Source organism: Synechococcus sp. RS9916, from assembly GCF_000153825.1.
GTDB lineage: Bacteria > Cyanobacteriota > Cyanobacteriia > PCC-6307 > Cyanobiaceae > Synechococcus_C.
This window is the reverse complement of record NZ_DS022299.1, coordinates 917879-937405: the sequence shown is the minus strand read 5'-3', so window position 1 is coordinate 937405 and position 19527 is coordinate 917879. Positions and strand designations below refer to the sequence as shown.

Here is a 19527-nt window from a genome sequence, read left to right as displayed (position 1 = left end):
ATGACGGACTCGGTTGCCTTGCGCCACGACTGGAGCGTGGAGGAGATCCAGGAGATCCTTGATGCCCCGCTGATGGAGCTGCTTTGGCGTGCCCAGGCAGTGCACCGGGCGGCGAATCCGGGTTATCGCGTGCAGTTGGCCTCGTTGCTGAGCGTTAAAACCGGAGGCTGTGAGGAAGACTGTGCTTATTGCCCCCAGTCGATGCATCACAGCAGTGATGTCACCGGCCAGCCCGAGTTGGATGTGGAGCCTGTGTTGGCTCGTGCTCGTGCAGCCAAGGACGCCGGTGCTGATCGCTTCTGCATGGGCTGGGCCTGGCGGGAAATCCGTGATGGCGCCCCGTTTGAAGCGATGCTTTCGATGGTGCGTGGTGTCCGGGAGCTGGGGCTTGAAGCCTGCGTGACCGCTGGCATGCTCACCGATGATCAGGCCACGCGCCTGGCGGATGCAGGCCTGACGGCTTACAACCACAACCTCGACACCAGCCCCGAGCACTACGACCGGATCATTACCACCCGCTCGTACCAGGAGCGTCTGGAGACGCTGCAGCGGGTGCGTAATGCAGGGGTCACCCTCTGCTGTGGCGGGATTATCGGGATGGGGGAAACCCACCGTGATCGGGCATCGATGCTCCAGGTGCTGGCCACGATGCAACCCCACCCGGAAAGTGTCCCCATCAATGCCCTCGTGGCCGTGGAAGGCACGCCCCTCGAAGAGCAAACACCGGTCGACCCTTTGGAGTTGGTGCGCATGGTGGCAACGGCGCGGATCCTGATGCCCCACAGCCGGGTGCGCCTCAGCGCGGGCCGCGAGACGTTGAGCCAGGAGGCGCAGATCCTGTGTCTTCAGGCTGGTGCAGATTCGATCTTCTATGGCGAGACCCTGCTCACCACGGGAAATCCTGAAGTGGAAGCCGATCGTGCCCTCTTGGCTGCTGCTGGTGTGCAGGCCAGCTGGCAAGACTGCCCAGCGGCATGAGCACCGCAGCGCCCAACCCCCTGTTGGTGGCGGCGTTTTACGCCTTTACTCCGCTCACGGAGGACACCAGGGCCGACTTGCTTGAGGTTCTCCCGGGACTCGCTGAGACCGGTGATGTGCGCGGGTCGGTGCTGGTGGCCCTTGAAGGGGTGAATGGCACGATCAGCGGGCCTGCTCCAGCTGTTGAGGCAGTGCTCGACCTGTTGCGGCAGCAGCTCACCCTGGGTGATGAGCACTTTGCTCGGCTCGAGGTCAAGCGCAGTTGGTGCGAGCGGCAGGCCTTCCGTCGTTTCAAAGCGCGTCGCAAAAAAGAGATCGTCACCATGGGATGTCCGGACGTCAGTCCGATCCGCACGGTTGGCACCTACGTGGAACCGGAGCAGTGGAATGCACTGATCGATGATCCCGACACGCTGGTGATCGACACGCGTAACAGCTACGAGGTGGCGATTGGCAGTTTTGAAGGAGCGCTTGATCCCGGCACCGAGAGTTTTCGGGAATTCCCCGCCTGGGCAGAACGCACATTGCGTCCGCGCGTGGAGCGTGATGCCCCAAAGCGCATTGCCATGTTTTGCACGGGTGGAATTCGTTGCGAGAAGGCGACCAGTTATCTGCAGCAGCAGGGGTTTGGCGAGGTGCATCACCTCAGGGGCGGCATTCTCAAATATCTGGAGGAGGTGCCTGAAGCCGATAGCCGTTGGTCGGGAGAGTGCTTCGTCTTCGATCAGCGGGTGGCTCTCAACCACCGCCTTGAGCAGGGCGTGCATCGTTTGTGTCATGCCTGCGGACTGCCGCTGACCCCTGAGCAGCGTGCATTGGAGAGTTACATCCGTGGTGTGCAGTGTCTCCATTGCATCGACCGGTTTACGGATGCCGATCGGCAGCGGTTCGCAGAGCGTCAGCGTCAGCTGGATCAGGCCAAAGCCTCTGTGGAGAGTCCATGACACGGCCTGTTCTATACAGCTTCCGTCGTTGTCCCTATGCGATGCGAGCGCGCTGGGTTTTGTTGCATAGCGGCCTGCTTGTCGAATGGCGGGAAGTCGCCTTGCGCAGTAAACCTGCCGCGCTATTGGAGCGCTCCCCGAAAGGCACCGTTCCAGTCCTGATCACCTCTGAGGGACAGGTGATTGATGAGAGCCTTGCTGTGATGGGCTGGGCACTGGATCAGGCTGATCCTTGCGACTGGCGTGGTTTGTTGTTGACGGCTCAGGAGCGCGAGACGATCCAGGCGTTGATCGCGCAGAACGATGGGCCGTTCAAGCACCATCTCGACCGGTTCAAATACACCGACCGCTATCCCGGTGCCGTTCGGGATGTGCATCAGCAGGAGGGTCTTGCCATTTTGCGGGGTTGGTCGCAGCGGCTTGACGCCAGTGAGTGGTTGGTTGGCGATCGCTGCACCCTTGCGGACGTTGCCCTTTGGCCGTTTGTCCGCCAGTGGTGGATTGCTGACCCGAACGTGGTGGACCACTGCTCCGATCTGGTGCCGCTGGCTGCCTGGTTGGAGCGCTTTCTAAGCAGCCCGGACTTCGAACGCCTCATGGTGCGTCGTGATCCTTGGCAGCAGGAGGATGAACCGGTGTTTTTCCCCGCGGATGCGCGCCCTGTGCCGCTCGAGGCACCGTTGTTTCATCTGGCTCTTGCTGCGGATTGGCAGCAGGCCTTGAAGTCGGGGAGCTATGAAGTCTCGACCCGTGGGTTATCGCTGGCGCAGGTGGGTTTCATTCACGCCTCCCGTGCGGAGCAATTGGCGGCCACCTATGCCCGCTTCTACAGCGATGTCGCAGACGTGCTTCAGCTCACGATCGATCCAAGTCAGATCGCCGTGCCGTTGCGGGCTGATCCCGTTCCCAACGGGGAGACCTTCCCCCATCTCTACGGCCCCTTGCCGGTGCACGCCGTCACCGATGTTGGCTCCTATCCCCCGATTAAGACGTGATGGCACAAACCACGCTTGCGCAGTTGGAGCAACAGGCGCGGCAGCGGGGATTGGTGCTGCGCTTGCAGGTGAGCCGCCCGCTGGGGTTGTGGACGTTGCGTTTGGTGGTGGCGCAACCCGCAGGTGAAGGACGGGCCCAGTTGCTGGGGGAGATGAAGGGTTGGGCCTACGGCGGAGCAAAAGGCTTGCAACTCGACACGATGCGGGTGCAGCCCAACGCACCGGCGGGCGTGGGCGCTCTCGTGTGGGCGGCAACCCTGGCCTGGGCTCTGGAGGAAACACCCTGCCGTCAGGCCCGCTTGCTGGCCATTGACGATGACCCTCAGCAGCATCGCCGTCTGGTGCGTTATTTCAAGGGATTGGGATTCCGTTCCACCCGGGCCTTAGGGGGTGCCCCAGCCGATCTGCCTTTGCGTCTGATCTGGGGCGGAGCAGGGCAGCTGATGGTGGGTGAGTGCGAGCCTTTGCTTGACCGGGTTGTGCAGCGTTGGCAGCGCTCTTGCGCTTCATCGCCTCAGGGCACTTCGGCGTGATAGCTGCTGCGTACCAGGGGGCCGCTGCGCACGTGGCTGAACCCCAACTGCGTAGCGGTCTGCCCCAAGCGGTCGAATTCATCGGGATGCCAGTAGCGCTGCACGGGCAGATGGGCGAGCGACGGACGGAGGTATTGGCCAAGCGTGAGCCGTTCACAACCCGCGGCGCGCAGATCATGCATGGCCTCCACCACTTCGTCTGCGGTTTCGCCTAAGCCCAGCATCAAACCACTCTTGGTGGGAATCATCGGCGCAAGCTCGCGGGCCGCTGCGAGCAGACCAAGAGACCGTTCATAGGTGGCGCCGCGACGCACCTCTCCCTGGAGGCGTTGGACGGTTTCCAGGTTGTGGTTGAAGCACACTGGCTGTGCATCGAGCACCGTTTTCAGGCGTGAGCGCTGCGCCTCGAGACCCGTGTTGAGGTCGGCATGACCGCCCCAGAAATCGGGCGTGAGCACCTCGATTGCCACCAGCGGATTGCGGGCCCGGATTGCGGCCATCGCAGCCGTGAACAGTCCGGCGCCGTGGTCGGCCAGATCATCGCGGGCTACGGCGGTCAGCACCACGTAGCGCAGGCCCATCTGCGCTACTGCATCAGCCACGCGCTCCGCTTCGGCAGGGTCGACAGTCATCGGTGCTTTGCCTTTCTCCACTTGGCAGAAGGCGCAGCTGCGGGTGCAGATCGATCCTCCAAGGAGGAAGGTGGCGGTGCCTGCGGCATAGCACTCAGCGCGGTTCGGGCAGCGCCCCTCCTCGCAGATGGTGTGCAGTCCGCGGTCTTTCACCAACCCCTGAACGGTCTCCAGTTGGGAGACCGTGCCCACAGGTCTCCTCAACCACTCCGGCAGGCGTTCTTGGGGGCGGATCTGGCTGTAGCGGGTGGGCTTGCTCATCAGAGACCTGATCCTTGGGTCATTCAACGGCCCGCCGCCCTTCGAGGGCGCGGGTAAGGGTGACATCGTCGGCGTATTCCAATTCGCTGCCCACCGGCAAGCCGTAGGCGATGCGACTGACAACCGTGAAGGGTTTGAGCAATCGGGCCAGATACAGGCTGGTGGTGTCGCCTTCCACGCTGGGGGTGAGGGCCAGAATCACCTCTTGCACGCCTTCTTGTTCCACCCGTCTGACGAGGCTGGTGATCTGCAACATGTCCGGGCCGATGCCATCCATCGGTGAGATCAAGCCGCCAAGCACGTGATAGCGACCGCTGTATTCACGGGTGCGCTCCAGGGCCAGCAGGTCGCGGGAGTCGGCCACCACACAAATCATGCCGGTGCTGCGCTCCGGGTTGCGGCAGATCTCACAGGTGGGTTCAGCGCTGAGGTGGAAGCAGGTCTGGCACTGGCCCACTTGGCTGCGGGCGGCCAGCAGGGCCTCCGCAAAGCTTTGGATTTGCTCTTCTGGCTGCCGTAACAAGTGCAGGGCCAGCCGTTGGGCGGTGCGGGGACCAATGCCCGGCAGGCGCTCGAATTGATCGATTAACCGGGCCAGCGGTCGTGTGAAGCCGCTCAGGGGTCTACCGCAAGTGCCGGAAATCTAGGCACGCTGTCCAGGGCAGAATGGCGCCAGGTCAGGTTTCGGGTTGATGCGTTCGTTGTTGCAATCTCCGCTGCGTCTGTTGATGACGTTGCTCTGCGTTGTGATGCTCACGGCTTGCAGTGGCGCCGGAGCTGGTCTGAACTCGTTCCAGAGCCCTGACGGGCGTTATGCCTTCTTGTACCCCACGGGCTGGAGCCGTGTCGCCGTCAGCGGTGGTCCCCAGGTTGTGTTTCACGACCTGATCAACAGCGATGAAACCGTCAGCCTGGTGGTGTCGGATGTAGATACCGACGATGAGCTTCAGCAGCTGGGCAGTGCCGTCGCAGTCGGTGAGCGACTTCGCCGTGATGTGATTGCGCCATCTGGCAGCGGCCGGGATGCCGAACTGGTGGAGGCCAACGAACGTGAGGTGTCGGGCCACACCTTCTACGACCTCGAGTTCGCCGTTCATCTGCAGGATCGTGATCGCCACGAACTGGCAACCGTGGTGGTGGATCGCGGCCGTCTCTACACCCTGGCCACCAGCACCAATGAGAGCCGCTGGCCCAAGGTCAAGGGGCTGTTCAAAGAGGTGGTGGAGTCGTTCACTCTGCTGATTTGAACCCTCGGGGAAGACAGCTCGTCGTAAACCCGCCAAGCTTGCATGCATGAGGCTGGCCCCCCGTTCCCTCCAACCCTGGCTGACCAATCTGCGTGATCGCTGGCATGGTCTCAGTGATCATCAGCAGGTGGGGGTTGCCCTCTGTGGTGTGGGCGGGTTGTTTGGTGTCTGGCTTTTGTTTTGGCCTGTTCCCACCCAAGTCAAAGGGAAGGGCATCCTGATCTACCCCAACAACGCTGGGATCCTCAATGCCCGGGCGGGTGGTCAAGTGGTTGACGTGGCAGTGAAGGTGGGGGACCGGGTCCGGAAGGGTCAGGTGTTGATGCGCCTGTATCTCCCTGTGCTGGAACGTCAGCTTGAGCAGCAACGCGGCAACCTGGCTCAGCTCCGTCGGCAGAACGAAGAGCTCAATGCCAGGGATGTTCGCCGCTTGTCGACGGCTCAGGCTGCCCTCGACACCACCCTGGCCAAGCTCGGCGATGACGAACAGCGTCTTGCGCAGCTGCAAGCGACCTACTCCGCCAAGGTCAGTAATCTCAACTGGTTGTCGCGGCGGGCGGTGGTAGCGCCGCTTTCCTCGGCGGTGGTCTCTGCTGAGGAGGGTCTGACCGGCACCAGCGTGCAGCTGGACGACATCAAGATCCAGCGCAAGCAGGCAATCACCGCCTTTCAACAGATCGAACTCGCGATCGAAACTGAACAGTTGGACCGTCAATTCGCCATTGACGATCTGAACCGAGAAATCGCAGTGACGGAAGCCCGGATCGCCTACGACGGTGATGTCAGTGCAGGGCGAGATGGTGATGTGCTCGATCTGCAGGTGATCGCTGGCCAGACCATCAAAATTGGTGATCGCCTCGGCACGATTGGTCGAGCCGCGCTTCATTCCAAAAACCGTCAGCAACCGGTTGATGATCTGATGGCCGTGGCTTACTTCGCTCCTGAAGACGCGCGTCGCTTGCCGTTGGGATTGCCTGTCGAGGTCGTGCCCCTCTGGCGCCAGAGGGGCCGGTTCGGTGGTATTGAGGGAACGATCCGCAGTGTGCTTAGCCTGCCGGCGACGCAGGACGACATCGCCACCACGATCGGGAACCCGCAGCTGGCGCAAGACTTGCTCAAAGATGGTCCTGTGATGCGCGCTGAGATCGCTCTGGATCGTGATTCACGATCGGAGGATGGCTATCGCTGGACCCTTTCCCAGGGCAGTGGGGTCTTCCCGATTCGTGATGGGCTCACTGTCGACACCTTCGCCTATGTCGAATGGCGTTCGCCAATCACTTACATCATTCCTGGATTGCGTTCGCTGACCGGTGGTTATCGATCCATTCGCATGGATCGTCTCTGGGATTTGCCCTTCCTGCGTCAGCCCGGTACTCCTCCCTGATGGCCCGTCGTTCGTTGCTGCGTCAAGAGCTGCCTTGGCTCCTGTCAGAAGTGGTGCTGCTGGTGGTGCTGATGAACGCCAATCCGCCTGAGCTGTGGTTCTGGCTCGTCGTGTTCCTGATGATTTTCTTGTACCGGATCGAGCGCTGGTGGGCGTCGCGGTCTTGAGCCTGATCAGGGCTTTTGAGGTTCTGTCGGCAACGTTAGGCGGGTAGGAACAGGCTTGGATGGATCCCGCGGCATGGGCAGCAGTTCCCGCAACAGTTGGGCGTAGGTGATGTTCACGTCGATGTTGGCGATCAGACGTCGCACCAAGGCATCAACCAGTTGTTCCTGGGTGATCGATAGCTCCACTTCATTGGTGAGACCTGTCTGGTAGCGGAGTGAGGCATCGCGGAAGGCCTCTTTGCTGGCGCCGAGGGCTCGCCGGGCTGATAGCAGCTTGGCAAGACTTGCTTCATGGTTGAAAAAGGCCTGTTCCAGGCGTAAACGGATGCCGTTGCGTTGGTTGATGTAGTGCTGGGCAGCGGCATCGTCGTCTTGTTTCAGCGCTTCCACGGCATTGCTGGTGGTGCCGGCATCGAACACCAGCCAATCCAAACTCAGGCCCAGGGACCAGTCGTTACTGGTGCTCTGGGCGAGGGGGACCACCGTGCTGCCGCAACAACCGCCTCCACTGAGGGCCAAATTGAAGGTGCGTTCCACGGAGGCGGCTGCCCCTGCTGCTGCGAAAAGGCGGAGTCGCGGCAGCAGAGCAGCGGCGGTCGCATCCTTTTGCAAGGCAAGGGCTCTTCGGGTGGCGGTAATGGCTTCCAATTCGGGGTTGTCGCGATAGGCCGCCAGCAGGCTGTCTTCCAGAGTCAGGGGCCAACGGGGACTGAGGTTGATCGGGTCGGATGCGCTGGGGGTGACGGTTGCTGGAAGGTTGAGCAGCATCCATAGGCGACGCCGAGCCACGGCACGATCCGCCAGGGTCTGGATCAATTTCTCCTGATTGCGCGCGAGCATGGCACTGCGGCGCAGCAGGTCGACGCGAGGCACGATTCCCGCCTGCTTCAGCCCAAGGGTGTCATCCAGGACCACCAGGTCAGTGCGCACCATCGCGTCGTAGATCCGCGCCAATTGCTCATCTCGCTGCAGTCGGAAATAGGCCTCACTGACGTCGAGCTGGAGCACGCGAAGGGCGTTGGCGTAGCTGTTTTCCAATTGATCCAGATGAGCCCGGGCGGCTCGAACCGTCGGTGTGCGTCCGAAGTCCAGCAGGTCGTAATCGATGCGCAGGCTGATGTCGCCGACCAATCCATTGCTCACTGAAGAGAAGGCACCACCAGCTGGTATGTAGAAGGGGCCGCTGTTGCTTTGAAAGTCCTTTGGCTTTGTGCTGCCGTTGGTGGTGATCAGGAAGGTGTTGTCGTCGCCGCCTGGGTTGAAGGCGGGCCCTAAGCCATAGCCGTCATTGGCGTAAGGCGAGCGCATGGTGGCATTGCTCTGGAATCCCTCCCCTGCAGCGACGACCCTGAGCGTTGGCCAGTAAAGCCCTGAAGCAGAGGCAACCCGCGCTCCCTGTGCGGCAATGGCCAACCGCTGCATTGCGAGGTTTGGATTGTTGCGGAAGGCCAGGGTGAGGGCCTCATTGAGTCCCATGGCTTGGGTGTTGTCCTGCGAGTTGGCCTTGAGCAATGCCTCGGGTAGAGGTTCGCTGCGCAGGTCATCAGTGAAGTCGAGAGCTGGAGCAGGTCCCAGCATCTGGTCCAACGCATCCATCTGGCCGTTCAGCCGTTGCCAGCTGCGTTCCAGCTGTTTAGGCGTGCCGCCTTCGTTGAGGGGGGCAATGAGAGGCTGTGGTTGTGGGATGGGCTGGCCATGGCTAGCTGACCCTGCAAGCGTTGCCGCGGTGATCAGCGCCAGTCGCCAAGGCCCTCTCACAGTTCAGTCGTCCTGTTGTTATCTAGGTCCTGACTTTGCCCGTGATGCCAGACCTCGGGTGCGTTCTGTGCCAGGCGAGGAGCTGGTCAGGGTGGCCAATCCATCCCCGATGACGATCAGTTGCTCGATCAGGGCATTGCGAAGAATCACCTGGCGCAAGGCACTGGGGGCCAGATCCTGTCCTGATGGTGTGGAGAGACCGGTCAACAACGGATCCAACCGCGTCCCTTCCCTTTGCAGGTTTTGGATCGCGGGACGAAGTCCATCGGCTCGGAAATCGTGGTGATTTCCGCTGCCAAGGTTTGCCAATTCCTGCTCGAGCTTGTCCAGAAGCTCCACCATGCTTTGGATCACATGGGCTTGTTGTTGATACAGCCGCTTGATCGGTTCATGGGTCGCCTTCACCATCGGCAGGTTGGCCAGGCCAATGGACACCGTGACCCCTTGAGAACACAACCAATCCAGCTGACTCCAGAGTTGCCCTAAGGGGTGGCGTTCAGGATTCAGACCCAGTTCCATCTGAGCTTCTTGGCGTTTCTGACGGATCACAGTCAGCTGCTGGAGCCGTGTCCGATGGTGGTTGCCGGTTGTTCGGACGTGAGCTGGATCGTTTGAAGCTGCGGTGAGCATCCAAGCCTCTTGCTTCAGACCGTCGGCAATGGCCTTGAGGAGACCGGCTTGGAGTTGATGGAGATTGGCGATGGTGGGGCTAGGCCAGATCCAGCGGCTGGCCCACAGCGAAATCACGATTCCCAAGGCGGTCCACATCAACCGCAAGGTGCCCCAGCTCGTCTCGCTGTCGCCGTGGACAATCCACCCCATCACGATGATGTTGCCTGCCACCTTGTACCCCACCTTCAGGCCCAGTAGTCCGCCCAACAGTCGGGTGAACCCGAGTGCAAGACCGATGGCGATGGGAAGAGGCAAGGTCAGGCCCTTGGAAAACAGGAACAGCACCAGCACGCCCATCACTGAACCAAGCAGGCGTTGACCCCCCAGACGGATTGACGAGCCGTAACTGCTCGTCAACACCGCTGCTGTCGTCAACGGCAAGTAGTAGCCGTAGGGGATCGGACTCAGCAGACCAAGTCCGGCAGAAAGACCTGTGACGATGGCCAGACGCAGGTCCTGACGCATGAACAAGGGAGCTTTTGGCCTGGTCATGGCGTGATCGCCTGTTCGAGTCGTGCCTGGCTGCGCATCAACCAGCGCAACTCAGTGATTTGTCCTTCCAGGGCGATGCGCAGTGCCGGCAGGTGATCGTTGAGTTCTGTCAGTTGCAGTCGCTCCCAGTGCAGGGGTGGGGTGCGATCAAACTGGCGACTGAGCTGGGGGCTGGGTTGGTCGTGCTGGCGGTAATAGCGTTCCATTAGCCGTTCCATCAGAAACAGGCGGGTGTGGAGCGCGTGCCAGAGCAGCATGCGTTGACGCCAGCGTTGTTGGGTCATGGCCCGCTGGGTGCTGCTCGGCAGGTTGCTGCTGGTTGACACCAGCCGTTCCATTTCCAGCAGGGTGTGGGTCAGGGGCCCGGCATTTACCCGTTCAGCTGGTTCACCCTGTTTGAGGGCTTGTTGATGAACGTTGAGACGTTGTTGGAGGAGTTTTTTTTGTAGAGCATCCAGTTCGGTGAGACGGGCTAAGCGGTTTTTCGGCCACAGCAAGCGGCTCATCACCAGGGCCACGACAATGCCGATCACAGTGTCGACGCTGCGGTTGAACACGTAATCCCAGTTGAGCCTGGCGTAGTCGGGGATGCCCAGAAACAGAATCGTGATCACGGCAGCGGTCGACAGACCACTGGTCCAGCCCAGACGGCGGAGCAGGGGAATGCTGATCAGCAAGCTCACCAGGATTCCCATCCAACCGGTCAGGATTGTGTGCACGATGAAGGCGACCAGTCCACCAGCCACGGTGCCCAGGATTCGTCCTCGTGCCGCTTGGAGAGTGTTTTCGTCTTCTTCGTCGACTACAAAGATCACTGCGAGCAGCGGATACCAGAGAAAAATGACTCGCTGGAAGTGATGGGCCATGGCGCAGGTGATCAGAACGCTCAGGCCCAGCTTCAGGCTCTGTCGCACCAGGTTGCTGTCCACCCACGTCGTCGCTGCCGTTGCCATTGTGCGGGTAACGTCTCGCCTTGGCAGGGCTTCCCAAGTTGTCCTTTCTGAGGACAGGCAGCCTGCTGCTGCCGCGGCTCAACTCAGAAGAGTGGCCTGGATCGCCATCCGTTGCGGTTGGGCGACGAGGAGTCTTCAAAGGATGTGCCGTTTTCGCTTTGGGCCGGCCACTGGGTGTCGAGATAACTGATGCCGTCCTTCTCAAACGGCGTTGCTTCAAGCCGATCGGTTTTCAATTCGGTGGTGCCCATGGCGGTGATCAGACCACCCAACTCCATGGGGCCAAGATCGGTTTTCAGATTCCGTCCTGCGGCTGTGATCAGAGCTGGCAGGCGCACCACGTTTTCCGGTTTGGTCAGCGACCCGAACAAACTTTTGATCACCAGCTGCTGGCGTTGAAGACGACCGAAATCCCCCAGTTCGTCATGGCGCCAGCGCAGGAACCCCTCGAGCTCCCGTCCTTTGAGCAATTGTGGGCCGGGTTGCAGATCGATGTAGAGCCCTTGGGCGCGGTCGACGTAATAGAGCCGTTTGGGCACATTGACTGTCACACCTCCCATCAGATCACTGATGGAACGGATCCCCTCGAGATTGACCAGCAGGTGGTGCTGGATCGGACGACCCATTAATCGAGAGAGTTCCTTCTTGACCTCATCGCTGCCGCCATAGGCGTAGAGGGCATTGGCTTTCAGTGGCCCGAAGCGGGCCGAGTTGATGTAGCTATCACGAGGAATTTGGGTGATTTGGGTCTGGCCGTTGTCGATCCGGATCGTGAAGATCGTGTCGGTGTTGCCTCCACCGGCATCCATTCCCATCACAACGACTTCCCGATCTCCGATCCCTACCCAGGAGGAAAAGGGGTTCTCGAGGGGCAGCCCAAATAGGGTGTTGCGGCTTTGCTCCGGCAACAGCACCGTGCTGAGGGGAATGGCCAGGACCAGACCGGAACCGAGTCCAAGCACGATGGCAATGGCCAACGAGCGAATCCTCGGTTGGCCCCTGACGGGCCGAGTTTGTGTCATTCAAAAACTCTAGAACTGCTTTTGATTCAGAGCAGCGGTTCGCTGATCACTATCGACGGACATGGCAATTGGATCACAAGGCTGCTCGTGCGATCACTGGCAGGGATGGGAAGTCCACCCACCCGTCGGCGCTGCGATCGAAGAATCACCAGGTCATGGTTGACAGCACTCCTTTGGATTTTGCTGTCGATACCAGGCCCTTGCAGCAGCTCAATCTTGATGCGGGAGCCGGGGACTCCTAGGGGTTGCCATTGGGAGAGTTCTTGCTTCATCCAGCCGCGATCGTGGCGGCTGTAGCGGGGGTCATGAATGTGTAGGAGCGTGATCCGCGTGGTCGTCGCGTTAGCGGCGGAAGCCATGAGCCGTAACGCCAGTTCGAACTGCTCCCTGGCACTGGCGGAGAAATCCTTGATTGGAACAAGAATGCGGCTGAGTTCCTCCGTGGGCCGCTCTCCAAGGTTCGTCACCACCACCGGGCAGTGGGCGCTGCGGCAGACGCTGTCCACCAGATTTCCGAATAGCCAGTTGCGGAGCTTGTCGGGGCGCCCGGCTCCCATCAGCAGGAGATCCGCGCCTTGCTCAAGGGCACTGCGGCTCATCCCTCCAGCGATGTCTTCATCCAGCCGCAGCAAAGTGTGGGTTGAGACCTGAAGATCGCGGCCAATCCGTTCGGCTTGATGCAAGCGTGAGCGTGCCGCCGCAATGGCTTGATTCAGCCCCCCTCTGGCGTCCTCCACGCTTGGGGAGACCAGAGCGAGGGGGAGAACCTGGCCTTCGTTGCCACCACTTCCGCTGATCAGTCGTGACGCCAGGCTCAGCAGTCCTCGCTCTGTGGCGGGGTTGGCGACGGGCACCACGATGCGCAAGGGGCGACGCACCACTTCACCGGGCCCCTGTCCGGTGATGACGGTCTGTTCGAGCGACTGCGCCGGTCCGGGATCCACCTCTTTCGGCTCTACCAGACGGGTCACAGAGCGGGCCGTCAGCATGGGCCCGAGGGTGGCTGTCACCACCATCAGCACCAGCACGCTGTTGAGCACGATTGAAGGAAGGAGTTCTGCCTGATAGCCGATGAATGCGGTGGCCAACGTGGCCGCCACTTTCGGCATGGTGAGCGACCAGATCATCAGGACCTGGTGCTTGCCGTAGTGGAACCAGCGGCCCGCCAGCAGTGCTGCCCCCCCCTTGCATCCCAATGCGCCCACCAGCATCAGCCCGGTGAACTTGAAGTTGCTGAGGCTGGCGCCGATGCTGTTGAGATCCAGCAGCAGCCCCAGGTCGATAAAGAAGATCGGGATGAACAGGGCCCCGCCGACGAAAATCACCAGCTCCTTGGCCTTGCCTTCCGGCAGCACGGAGTTCACGGCCAAACCCGCCAGAAAGGCCCCGACGATTGGTTCTACACCGGCCAGTTCAGCGCCGAGGGAAGCGATGAACAGGGACAGGATCACCGCGAGGAAGACCCTGTTCTCATCCGTGACACTGCGCATCCAGAGCCGACGACCAATGCTCCGGATTCCCACCACAGCAGCCACCGCGAACAGGCTGATGCTGATCAGCAGACCCGTGAAACCAACCGGTGTGAGGTTGCCTTTGCCCATCCCAAGACCAACGGCCAGGAGCATGAGCGCGGCAATGTCGGTGAGGATCGTGCTGCCGACGCTCAGGATTACCGACTCATCCCGCTGGGCTCCATAGCTGCGCACGATTGGGTAGCCCAACGGTGTATGGGAGGCCATCAGTGCTCCCATCAACAGGCAAGGCACGAGCGGGAAACTGAACAGCAAACCGATGGCGATGCCTGTTGCTGCGCCAAGCACGAAGGTGGCTGTGCCGAACAGCATCGAGCGATTTTTGACCCGTTTGAATTCCTCCAGGTCGATTTCCAGCCCCACCGTGAACAGCAGATAGATCGCACCGATGTCGGAGAGGAGGCTGATCGTTTCCCCTTCGGGTTGGAGCCAGCCCAACACATGCGGGCCGACCAAAACCCCCGCCAGCAATAGACCCACCAGATCGGGCAACCCCAGTTTTCGGAACAGGGGCGGCACCATCACCGTGATGGCCACCAGCAAGGCAAAGATGCCAACTGGGTTGTGCATCAGGTGGGAAAGCCCTGCTCCCCCACCTGGTGCGGTAACTGCGATCACAGCACCAAGGCTTCTTCTGGGCGCAAACCTGCTTGCACTCGCCACAGATCTGCGTAGGCACCGCCTTGGCGCAGCAGGGCGTCATGTTGCCCCTGCTGCACGATCCGACCCTGCTCGAGAACAACGATTCGATCAGCGTGCCGCACGGTGCTGAGGCGGTGAGCAATCACAAGTGTGGTGCGATTGGCCGTGATCTGCATCAACGAGCGTTGAATCGCTGCCTCGGTTTCGTTGTCGACGGCAGCGGTGGCTTCGTCAAGCACCAGGACTGGGGCATCTTTGAGGATGGCTCTCGCCAGGGCAATGCGCTGACGCTGTCCGCCTGACAGACGTTGCCCCCGTTCGCCGACCACGGTGTCGTAGCCCTCCGGCAGGGTGGCGATGAATGCATGGGCTTCAGCCAGCACCGCTGCATCCATCACGGCAGCGCGCGTCGCCTGCGGGCAGCCATAGGCAATGTTTGCAGCCACACTGCCGTGGAAGAGGTACACGTCTTGGCTCACCAGCGCGATGCTGCGTCTGAGATCTCCGAGGTCGAGGCTGTCGATTGGAACCTCATCCAGATAGATGCGTCCTCCACTGATCGGGTAGAGGCGCAAGAGCAACTTCACAAGTGTGCTTTTGCCCGAGCCTGTGGCACCAACGATGCCGATGGTCTGACCCGCTTCCACGTGCAACGAGAAGTCCTTCAGCAGGAGGTCGCGATCGCGGTAATGGAAGTCGACTTGGTCGTAGTGGATGGCCCCCTGCACCTGCGCTGGTGCGAGGCGACGTTCACCACTCCGGATTTGAATCGGTGTGTCGATCAGATCCAGAACGCGACGTGTGGAGGCCATGGAACGCTGGTAGTCATCCAGGGTGCGCCCCAGGGTGGTGAGGGGCCAGAGCAGACGCTGGGTGATGAAGACCAGAAAGCTGTAGGAGCCGATCGACAACTCTCCGCGCCAGGTTTGGAGACCACCGATCAGCAGGATGGCAACAAAGGCGAACAGGATCGCGAATCGGATCAGCGGGATGAAGGCTGCAGAGAGGCGAATGGCCCGACGGTTGCTCAGGCGATAGGCATCGCTGTCTTCACGCAGCTGGTTCAGTTCCCAGGCTTCTGCCGTGAAACTTTTGATCGTGAGCATCCCGCTCAGATTGTTCGCAAGCCGTGAGCCAAGGTTCCCCGCCTGGTCTCGCACCTCGCGATAGCGGGGGGCAAGGCGGCGTTGGAACTGCAGCGAACCCCAGAGGATGACCGGGATCGGCAGATAGGCAAATACGGCGACTCCAGGAGCGATCAGTGCCATCGCACCACCCACCAACACCACGGTGGTGATCAGCTGCAGGATCTCGTTGGCGCCACGGTCGAGAAAACGCTCCAGTTGGTTGATGTCATCGTTCAGCACGGTCAGGAGCCTGCCGCTGCTGTCGTGCTCGAAAAACGCCATCTCCAGGTTCTGAAGATGGCCATAGGCTTCAAGACGGATGCTGTGCTGCGTGGTTTGGGCGAGATTGCGCCACAGCACGCCATAGAGGTATTCGAACAGCGACTCCGCACTCCAGACCAGAAACGACAGCACCGCCAGCACCATCAGTTGGCTGGGGACATCGCTGGCTCCAAGCCGTGCGAGCCAGGCTGTTTGTTGCTGATCCAACTTGCTGGCGGCGAGCACATCCACAGCAAGCGCGATCAGCACCGGTGGTGCCAGATCAAAGATCTTGTTCACAACCGAACAAAAGGCTGCCCAGGCGACCAAGCGCCGGTGGGGATGCAGGTGCCCCAGCAGTCGTTGCAGGGTGGAGCTGGACGGTTTCAAGCGTTGTGTTGCGGATGAACTGTTTTTCCTGACTAACAGTTCTAGACCTGTGGCAGAGATCGATGAGGTGTCAATGACCCGTTCACGTTCGATCAACCGCTTCCATCGTTTTGTCGCCCGCAAACGTCGCCGGGAATTGCGCGCTGTGCTTCCCCATCTTCGCCCTGATCGTTTGGAGGTCGAAGAGCAGTTGGATGTGTCGAACCGACTGATGAGCCGATGTGCTGAGGCTGACCTAAAAGCCGACCTGGCATCACTGGATGAGGCCTGATCGCTGATCTGGCTGGCTTAAGCGGATCAAAAAAAAGGCCACCGCTTTCGCAGGTGGCCTGAACAATCAATGAAGTGAGGGCTCAACTCACCAGCGGTTGCCACCGCCACCACCGCCGTAGCCGCCACCGCCGTAGCCACCACGGCCGCCGCCGCCACCACCAGTGCGCTCACGGGGAGTGGCTTTGTTGACGCGAATCATGCGACCCATCCATTCGACGTTCTGGAGATCGTCGATGGCTTTCTGCTCATCAGCATCGCTGGACATTTCCACGAAGCCGAATCCGCGCTTACGGCCGGTCTCGCGGTCGAGGGGGAGGCTGGCGCTCTTCACTTCGCCGTACTGGCTGAACAGGTCAAGCAGGTCTTCCTGCTCTGCCTGGAAGGAGAGGTTGCCGATGTAGATGGTCATTCCTGTGGGGACCGTTGGACGTGAGTGATCAGTGAAGTCGTGGTCCGGAAAGGAAGTCCTTGATGCTGAAGCTGGTGAGCTGAAGCCGGGGGGAGCGAGCCGATCAGAGCCGAACGCTGAAGCTGATGCCTCACCAAGCTACAGCCCCAGGTGAAGGGTTTAGGGCTTTTATGGCAATTCAGACCCGACTGATTCTGCGAGTCGAATGAATCTCAGATTTTGTATTGGGATGCCGCCTTGGCTTTGCAGGTGCTTTGGGCCCCTTCGATGGACGCGCCTTTGTTGACCTCGTCAAGAAAGCAATTGCAGGTGTAGGTCCCCATGCCGGGAGGGGGCGTTTTGCCGGCATGGGCCATCGCTGCATTGAAACTGGCCAGACAGAATTTGGTGATCAGGCCTTCGTCACCAGCAGCGCGCACAGACGCTGGGAGGATTGAAGCTGCCAATGACAGGCTGAGTGACACCAGGCTTGTTGAGAAGACGGTCGCAATCCGTGGTGCCATCAGGTTCAGGAGGCGGGGCTGATCTGCAGTTCCCTGTTCATCACCTTGAGGCGTTGCAGGGAGCTGAAAACATCCTGCGGCATGCCTTTGGGCAGGTCCACAAAACTGTGGGATTCGAAAATCTGGATGCGTCCGATCATCCGACCCTGCAGACCGGATTCATTGGCGATCGCCCCGACCAGGTTGCCGGGTTTCACCCGGTCGCGATGTCCCACTTCAACGCGGTAGCGCTGCATGTTGTCTTCCGGAGGGCGCGAGGCCCGCTCAGATCTGCGGCGGTCACCAAAGCGCCCGTCCCGTCCATCGCGGCCATCGCGGCGATCGAAACGTTGGCGGCCACTGTTCTGAATCCAGCTTTCATCGCCTTGCACCAGCAGTGGTCCATCGCCCACGGCCAAGGTCAGGGCCGCAAGGGCGAGGCGTGAAGGATCCAGGTCGTGCTCCTGACCCACGCGCTGAAGCAGCTCCTGCAGCAGGACGGCTTCATCGGATTGGTTGGGTTCACCGGTGGCGGCGTCGGTGAGGCGTTGACGCAGTTTGTCCAGGCGCGACTGGTTGATTTCGGCGTTGCTGGGGATCGCCATCGGCTCAATCTCCTGGCCGACCGCACGCTCCAGATTGTTGACGAACCGGCGCTCACGCGGAGTGACAAACAGGATGGCCTCACCGCTTCGACCAGCACGGCCTGTGCGACCAATGCGGTGCACATAAGCCTCGCTGTCGAAGGGCATGTCGTAGTTGATCACGAGCCCGATGCGGTCCACATCGAGTCCTCGTGCCGCCACATCGGTGGCCACGAGGATGTTCACAGTCCCTTTGCGCAGGCGCTCGACGGTGCGCTCCCGTTGGTTTTGCGGCACATCGCCGTTGAGCACAGCCACGTCATGACCGGCGGCTTCCAGGGATTCCGACACGTTCAAGGTGATGGCCTTGGTGCGGGCGAAGATGATGACACCTTCACCAGTGACGGCCTCAAGAACGCGATTGAGTGCTTCGAGTTTGTGACTGTTTTGAAGTGTGATACAGCGCTGGCGAATCCGGCGAGCTTCTTTCTCTTTGGTTTTGATCGTGATTTCTGCCGGCTCACGCAAGTAGCGCTTGGACAGCCGGCGAATCTCCGACGGCATCGTCGCGGAGAAGAGCACGACTTGGCGCTCTTCTGGCAACTGATCAAGGATCCATTCGACATCGTCGATGAAGCCCATGCGCAGCATTTCATCGGCTTCATCAAGCACCAGGCTGCGGAGACCTGTGGTGTCCAGTGTCCCCTGGCGCATGTGGTCCATCACCCGCCCAGGGGTGCCCACCACCACATCCACACCACGTTTCAGGGCATGGATCTGTGAACGGAAATCCGAGCCGCCGTAGATGGCGAGCACATTGAGGTGGGGATGGCCTGCGGAATAGGCCTTGAACGATTCCGCCACCTGCATCGCCAATTCCCGGGTGGGAGCCAGCACCAGAGCCTGCGGTTTGGTGGCGTCCTTCTGAAGCCTCTCGAGCAGGGGGAGGGCGAAGGCTGCAGTTTTGCCGGTGCCGGTTTGGGCTTGGCCGACCAAGTCGCGGCCCAGCATCAGCTCGGGGAACGCTGCAGCCTGGATCGGTGAAGGTTCCTTGTAGCCCTTTTCGGTCAGGGTTTTGACGAGCGCTTCACTGAAGCCAAAGCCAGCGAATCCCGAGGGTTCCTCCTTGGCGTCGATCACGGTGGTGAACACCTCGTTGCTCTCGGCCGCCTCACCGTGCGTCGCAGTCTCTTCAGTGGATTTGGCTTCAGCGGCTTTTAGATCTGCGGCGCTGAGATCCACCGAGCACGCGAATTCACCGTGCGATGCACTCTGAGTCATGTTGAAAAGGCAGTGGCCTGATTGATCCCTTCAAGTCAGGCCGGCAACGTCCTACACGGCCGAAGCCGATCTGATTGCTTGCCCTTCCCTTCAAGGTTGATGAATCAATGTAACACTCGGCCGAAGTCATCTTCCAGGCGCTCGATATCCTCCTCTCGCAGAAATGCGCCGTGTTGGACTTCGATCAGCAGTAGACCCTGATCACCAGCTTTCGCACGATGGATTGCTCCGCAGGGGATGTGCAGGGTTGTCCCTGCGCTCGCCTCGCTCCAAGTGTCGTCACAGAGCAGAGTGCCCTCACCTTCTGCAACCGTCCAGTTTTCGCTGCGATGCTGATGTCGTTGCAGGCTCAGACGTTGTCCTGGTTTGAGCCACAGGCGTTTGAGCTTGTATTCAGGACCTTCGAGAAGATCCTCATACCAGCCCCAGGGGCGCAACACCCGTGTGTTTGTTTCGCTCACCGCAACCCTGCAGGGTTTTAAGCATGGCGAGGTTGGCGCTTGCTGGC

At 60.6% G+C, this 19527-nt stretch carries 20 protein-coding genes; 8 read left to right on the top strand and 12 right to left on the bottom strand.

Translation table 11 applies throughout. The features are described 5' to 3' along the window. From bioB to RS9916_RS05075, 4 genes are read left to right on the top strand one after another with little or no spacing between them, the layout of a single operon-like run. Complete coding sequence (bioB, locus tag RS9916_RS05090) at nt 1–978, top strand: biotin synthase BioB (RefSeq protein WP_007098203.1); 978 nt, start codon at nt 1–3, stop codon at nt 976–978. Further along, on the top strand, nt 975–1922 hold the full coding sequence (locus tag RS9916_RS05085; RefSeq protein ID WP_007098202.1) for a rhodanese-related sulfurtransferase: 948 nt from the start codon (nt 975–977) through the stop codon (nt 1920–1922). Before bioB ends, RS9916_RS05085 begins: the two co-directional genes overlap by 4 nt. Continuing rightward, nucleotides 1919–2917 (top strand): DUF952 domain-containing protein, encoded by a 999-nt coding sequence (locus tag RS9916_RS05080; protein WP_038023312.1) that lies wholly within the window; start codon nt 1919–1921, stop codon nt 2915–2917. The genes RS9916_RS05085 and RS9916_RS05080 overlap by 4 nt, the downstream gene beginning before the upstream one ends. Continuing rightward, nucleotides 2917–3450, top strand: coding sequence for a hypothetical protein (locus RS9916_RS05075; RefSeq protein ID WP_007098200.1), 534 nt, complete (start codon nt 2917–2919; stop codon nt 3448–3450). Before RS9916_RS05080 ends, RS9916_RS05075 begins: the two co-directional genes overlap by 1 nt. On the opposite strand, the gene lipA is transcribed toward RS9916_RS05075, so the two are convergent. Then, nucleotides 3432–4343, bottom strand: coding sequence for a lipoyl synthase (lipA, locus tag RS9916_RS05070; RefSeq protein WP_007098199.1), 912 nt, complete (start codon nt 4341–4343; stop codon nt 3432–3434). The two genes, RS9916_RS05075 and lipA, sit on opposite strands and share 19 nt — an antisense overlap. A 19-nt stretch (nt 4344–4362) precedes the next feature. After that, entirely contained in the window at nt 4363–4941 is a 579-nt protein-coding gene (recR, locus tag RS9916_RS05065; protein ID WP_038023308.1) for a recombination mediator RecR, read from the bottom strand. 94 nt (nt 4942–5035) lie between these two features. Between recR and psbP the strand changes: the two genes are divergently transcribed. Genes psbP through RS9916_RS14810 form a run of 3 tightly spaced genes read left to right on the top strand, consistent with a single transcriptional unit; the run spans nt 5036 to nt 7141 of the window. Further along, nucleotides 5036–5590 carry a photosystem II reaction center PsbP gene (gene psbP / locus RS9916_RS05060; protein WP_007098196.1) on the top strand — a complete coding sequence of 185 codons (555 nt, stop codon included), beginning with the start codon at nt 5036–5038 and terminating at the stop codon, nt 5588–5590. A gap of 46 nt (nt 5591–5636) precedes the next feature. Then, the gene (locus RS9916_RS05055; protein ID WP_007098195.1) at nt 5637–6974 is read left to right on the top strand and encodes an NHLP bacteriocin system secretion protein; all 1338 of its coding nucleotides are present in this window, start codon (nt 5637–5639) and stop codon (nt 6972–6974) included. Further along, nucleotides 6974–7141 (top strand): hypothetical protein, encoded by a 168-nt coding sequence (locus RS9916_RS14810; protein WP_007098194.1) that lies wholly within the window; start codon nt 6974–6976, stop codon nt 7139–7141. The genes RS9916_RS05055 and RS9916_RS14810 overlap by 1 nt, the downstream gene beginning before the upstream one ends. Before the next feature lie 6 nt (nt 7142–7147). Here RS9916_RS14810 and RS9916_RS05050 read toward each other — a convergent pair whose 3' ends face one another. From RS9916_RS05050 to RS9916_RS05025, 6 genes are all read right to left on the bottom strand, one after another. Then, the gene (locus RS9916_RS05050; RefSeq protein ID WP_007098193.1) at nt 7148–8899 is read right to left on the bottom strand and encodes a TolC family protein; all 1752 of its coding nucleotides are present in this window, start codon (nt 8897–8899) and stop codon (nt 7148–7150) included. An 18-nt stretch (nt 8900–8917) separates the two neighbouring features. Continuing rightward, entirely contained in the window at nt 8918–10063 is a 1146-nt protein-coding gene (locus RS9916_RS05045) for an FUSC family protein (RefSeq protein WP_007098192.1), read from the bottom strand. After that, complete coding sequence (locus RS9916_RS05040) at nt 10060–10992, bottom strand: aromatic acid exporter family protein (RefSeq protein ID WP_232199528.1); 933 nt, start codon at nt 10990–10992, stop codon at nt 10060–10062. Before RS9916_RS05040 ends, RS9916_RS05045 begins: the two co-directional genes overlap by 4 nt. 107 nt (nt 10993–11099) lie before the next feature. Then, complete coding sequence (locus tag RS9916_RS05035) at nt 11100–12038, bottom strand: LCP family protein (protein ID WP_050752245.1); 939 nt, start codon at nt 12036–12038, stop codon at nt 11100–11102. A gap of 26 nt (nt 12039–12064) precedes the next feature. Continuing rightward, entirely contained in the window at nt 12065–14140 is a 2076-nt protein-coding gene (locus RS9916_RS05030) for a cation:proton antiporter (protein ID WP_007098189.1), read from the bottom strand. A 44-nt stretch (nt 14141–14184) separates the two neighbouring features. Then, on the bottom strand, nt 14185–15990 hold the full coding sequence (locus tag RS9916_RS05025) for an ABC transporter ATP-binding protein (protein ID WP_007098188.1): 1806 nt from the start codon (nt 15988–15990) through the stop codon (nt 14185–14187). Nucleotides 15991–16063: 73 nt separating this feature from the next. On the opposite strand from RS9916_RS05025, the gene RS9916_RS05020 reads away from it, so the two are divergent. Continuing rightward, the gene (locus tag RS9916_RS05020; RefSeq protein ID WP_038024201.1) at nt 16064–16261 is read left to right on the top strand and encodes a hypothetical protein; all 198 of its coding nucleotides are present in this window, start codon (nt 16064–16066) and stop codon (nt 16259–16261) included. Between the two features lie 87 nt (nt 16262–16348). Here RS9916_RS05020 and RS9916_RS05015 read toward each other — a convergent pair whose 3' ends face one another. The 4 genes from RS9916_RS05015 to RS9916_RS05000 form a co-directional block, all read right to left on the bottom strand. After that, on the bottom strand, nt 16349–16672 hold the full coding sequence (locus tag RS9916_RS05015; protein WP_007098185.1) for an RNA-binding protein: 324 nt from the start codon (nt 16670–16672) through the stop codon (nt 16349–16351). 212 nt (nt 16673–16884) lie between these two features. Continuing rightward, nucleotides 16885–17175 carry a hypothetical protein gene (locus RS9916_RS05010; RefSeq protein WP_007098184.1) on the bottom strand — a complete coding sequence of 97 codons (291 nt, stop codon included), beginning with the start codon at nt 17173–17175 and terminating at the stop codon, nt 16885–16887. Nucleotides 17176–17180: 5 nt separating this feature from the next. Next, nucleotides 17181–18980 (bottom strand): DEAD/DEAH box helicase, encoded by a 1800-nt coding sequence (locus RS9916_RS05005; protein ID WP_007098183.1) that lies wholly within the window; start codon nt 18978–18980, stop codon nt 17181–17183. Nucleotides 18981–19123: 143 nt separating this feature from the next. Then, nucleotides 19124–19480 carry a phosphomannose isomerase type II C-terminal cupin domain gene (locus RS9916_RS05000; RefSeq protein ID WP_007098182.1) on the bottom strand — a complete coding sequence of 119 codons (357 nt, stop codon included), beginning with the start codon at nt 19478–19480 and terminating at the stop codon, nt 19124–19126. Nucleotides 19481–19527: the final 47 nt, after the last annotated feature.

Excerpts from the sequence above, each read along its gene's own strand:
- RS9916_RS05020 (WP_038024201.1), top strand. The coding sequence starts at position 16,064 with ATGACCCGTTCACGTTCGATCAACCGCTTCCATCGTTTTGTCGCCCGC.
- RS9916_RS05080 (WP_038023312.1), top strand. The coding sequence starts at position 1,919 with ATGACACGGCCTGTTCTATACAGCTTCCGTCGTTGTCCCTATGCGATG.
- RS9916_RS05045 (WP_007098192.1), bottom strand. The coding sequence starts at position 10,063 with ATGACCAGGCCAAAAGCTCCCTTGTTCATGCGTCAGGACCTGCGTCTG.
- RS9916_RS05030 (WP_007098189.1), bottom strand. The coding sequence starts at position 14,140 with ATGCACAACCCAGTTGGCATCTTTGCCTTGCTGGTGGCCATCACGGTG.
- RS9916_RS05010 (WP_007098184.1), bottom strand. The coding sequence starts at position 17,175 with ATGGCACCACGGATTGCGACCGTCTTCTCAACAAGCCTGGTGTCACTC.
- bioB (WP_007098203.1), top strand. The coding sequence starts at position 1 with ATGACGGACTCGGTTGCCTTGCGCCACGACTGGAGCGTGGAGGAGATC.
- lipA (WP_007098199.1), bottom strand. The coding sequence starts at position 4,343 with ATGAGCAAGCCCACCCGCTACAGCCAGATCCGCCCCCAAGAACGCCTG.
- RS9916_RS05075 (WP_007098200.1), top strand. The coding sequence starts at position 2,917 with ATGGCACAAACCACGCTTGCGCAGTTGGAGCAACAGGCGCGGCAGCGG.
- RS9916_RS14810 (WP_007098194.1), top strand. The coding sequence starts at position 6,974 with ATGGCCCGTCGTTCGTTGCTGCGTCAAGAGCTGCCTTGGCTCCTGTCA.
- RS9916_RS05055 (WP_007098195.1), top strand. The coding sequence starts at position 5,637 with ATGAGGCTGGCCCCCCGTTCCCTCCAACCCTGGCTGACCAATCTGCGT.
- RS9916_RS05085 (WP_007098202.1), top strand. The coding sequence starts at position 975 with ATGAGCACCGCAGCGCCCAACCCCCTGTTGGTGGCGGCGTTTTACGCC.
- RS9916_RS05035 (WP_050752245.1), bottom strand. The coding sequence starts at position 12,038 with ATGACACAAACTCGGCCCGTCAGGGGCCAACCGAGGATTCGCTCGTTG.
- psbP (WP_007098196.1), top strand. The coding sequence starts at position 5,036 with ATGCGTTCGTTGTTGCAATCTCCGCTGCGTCTGTTGATGACGTTGCTC.
- RS9916_RS05015 (WP_007098185.1), bottom strand. The coding sequence starts at position 16,672 with ATGACCATCTACATCGGCAACCTCTCCTTCCAGGCAGAGCAGGAAGAC.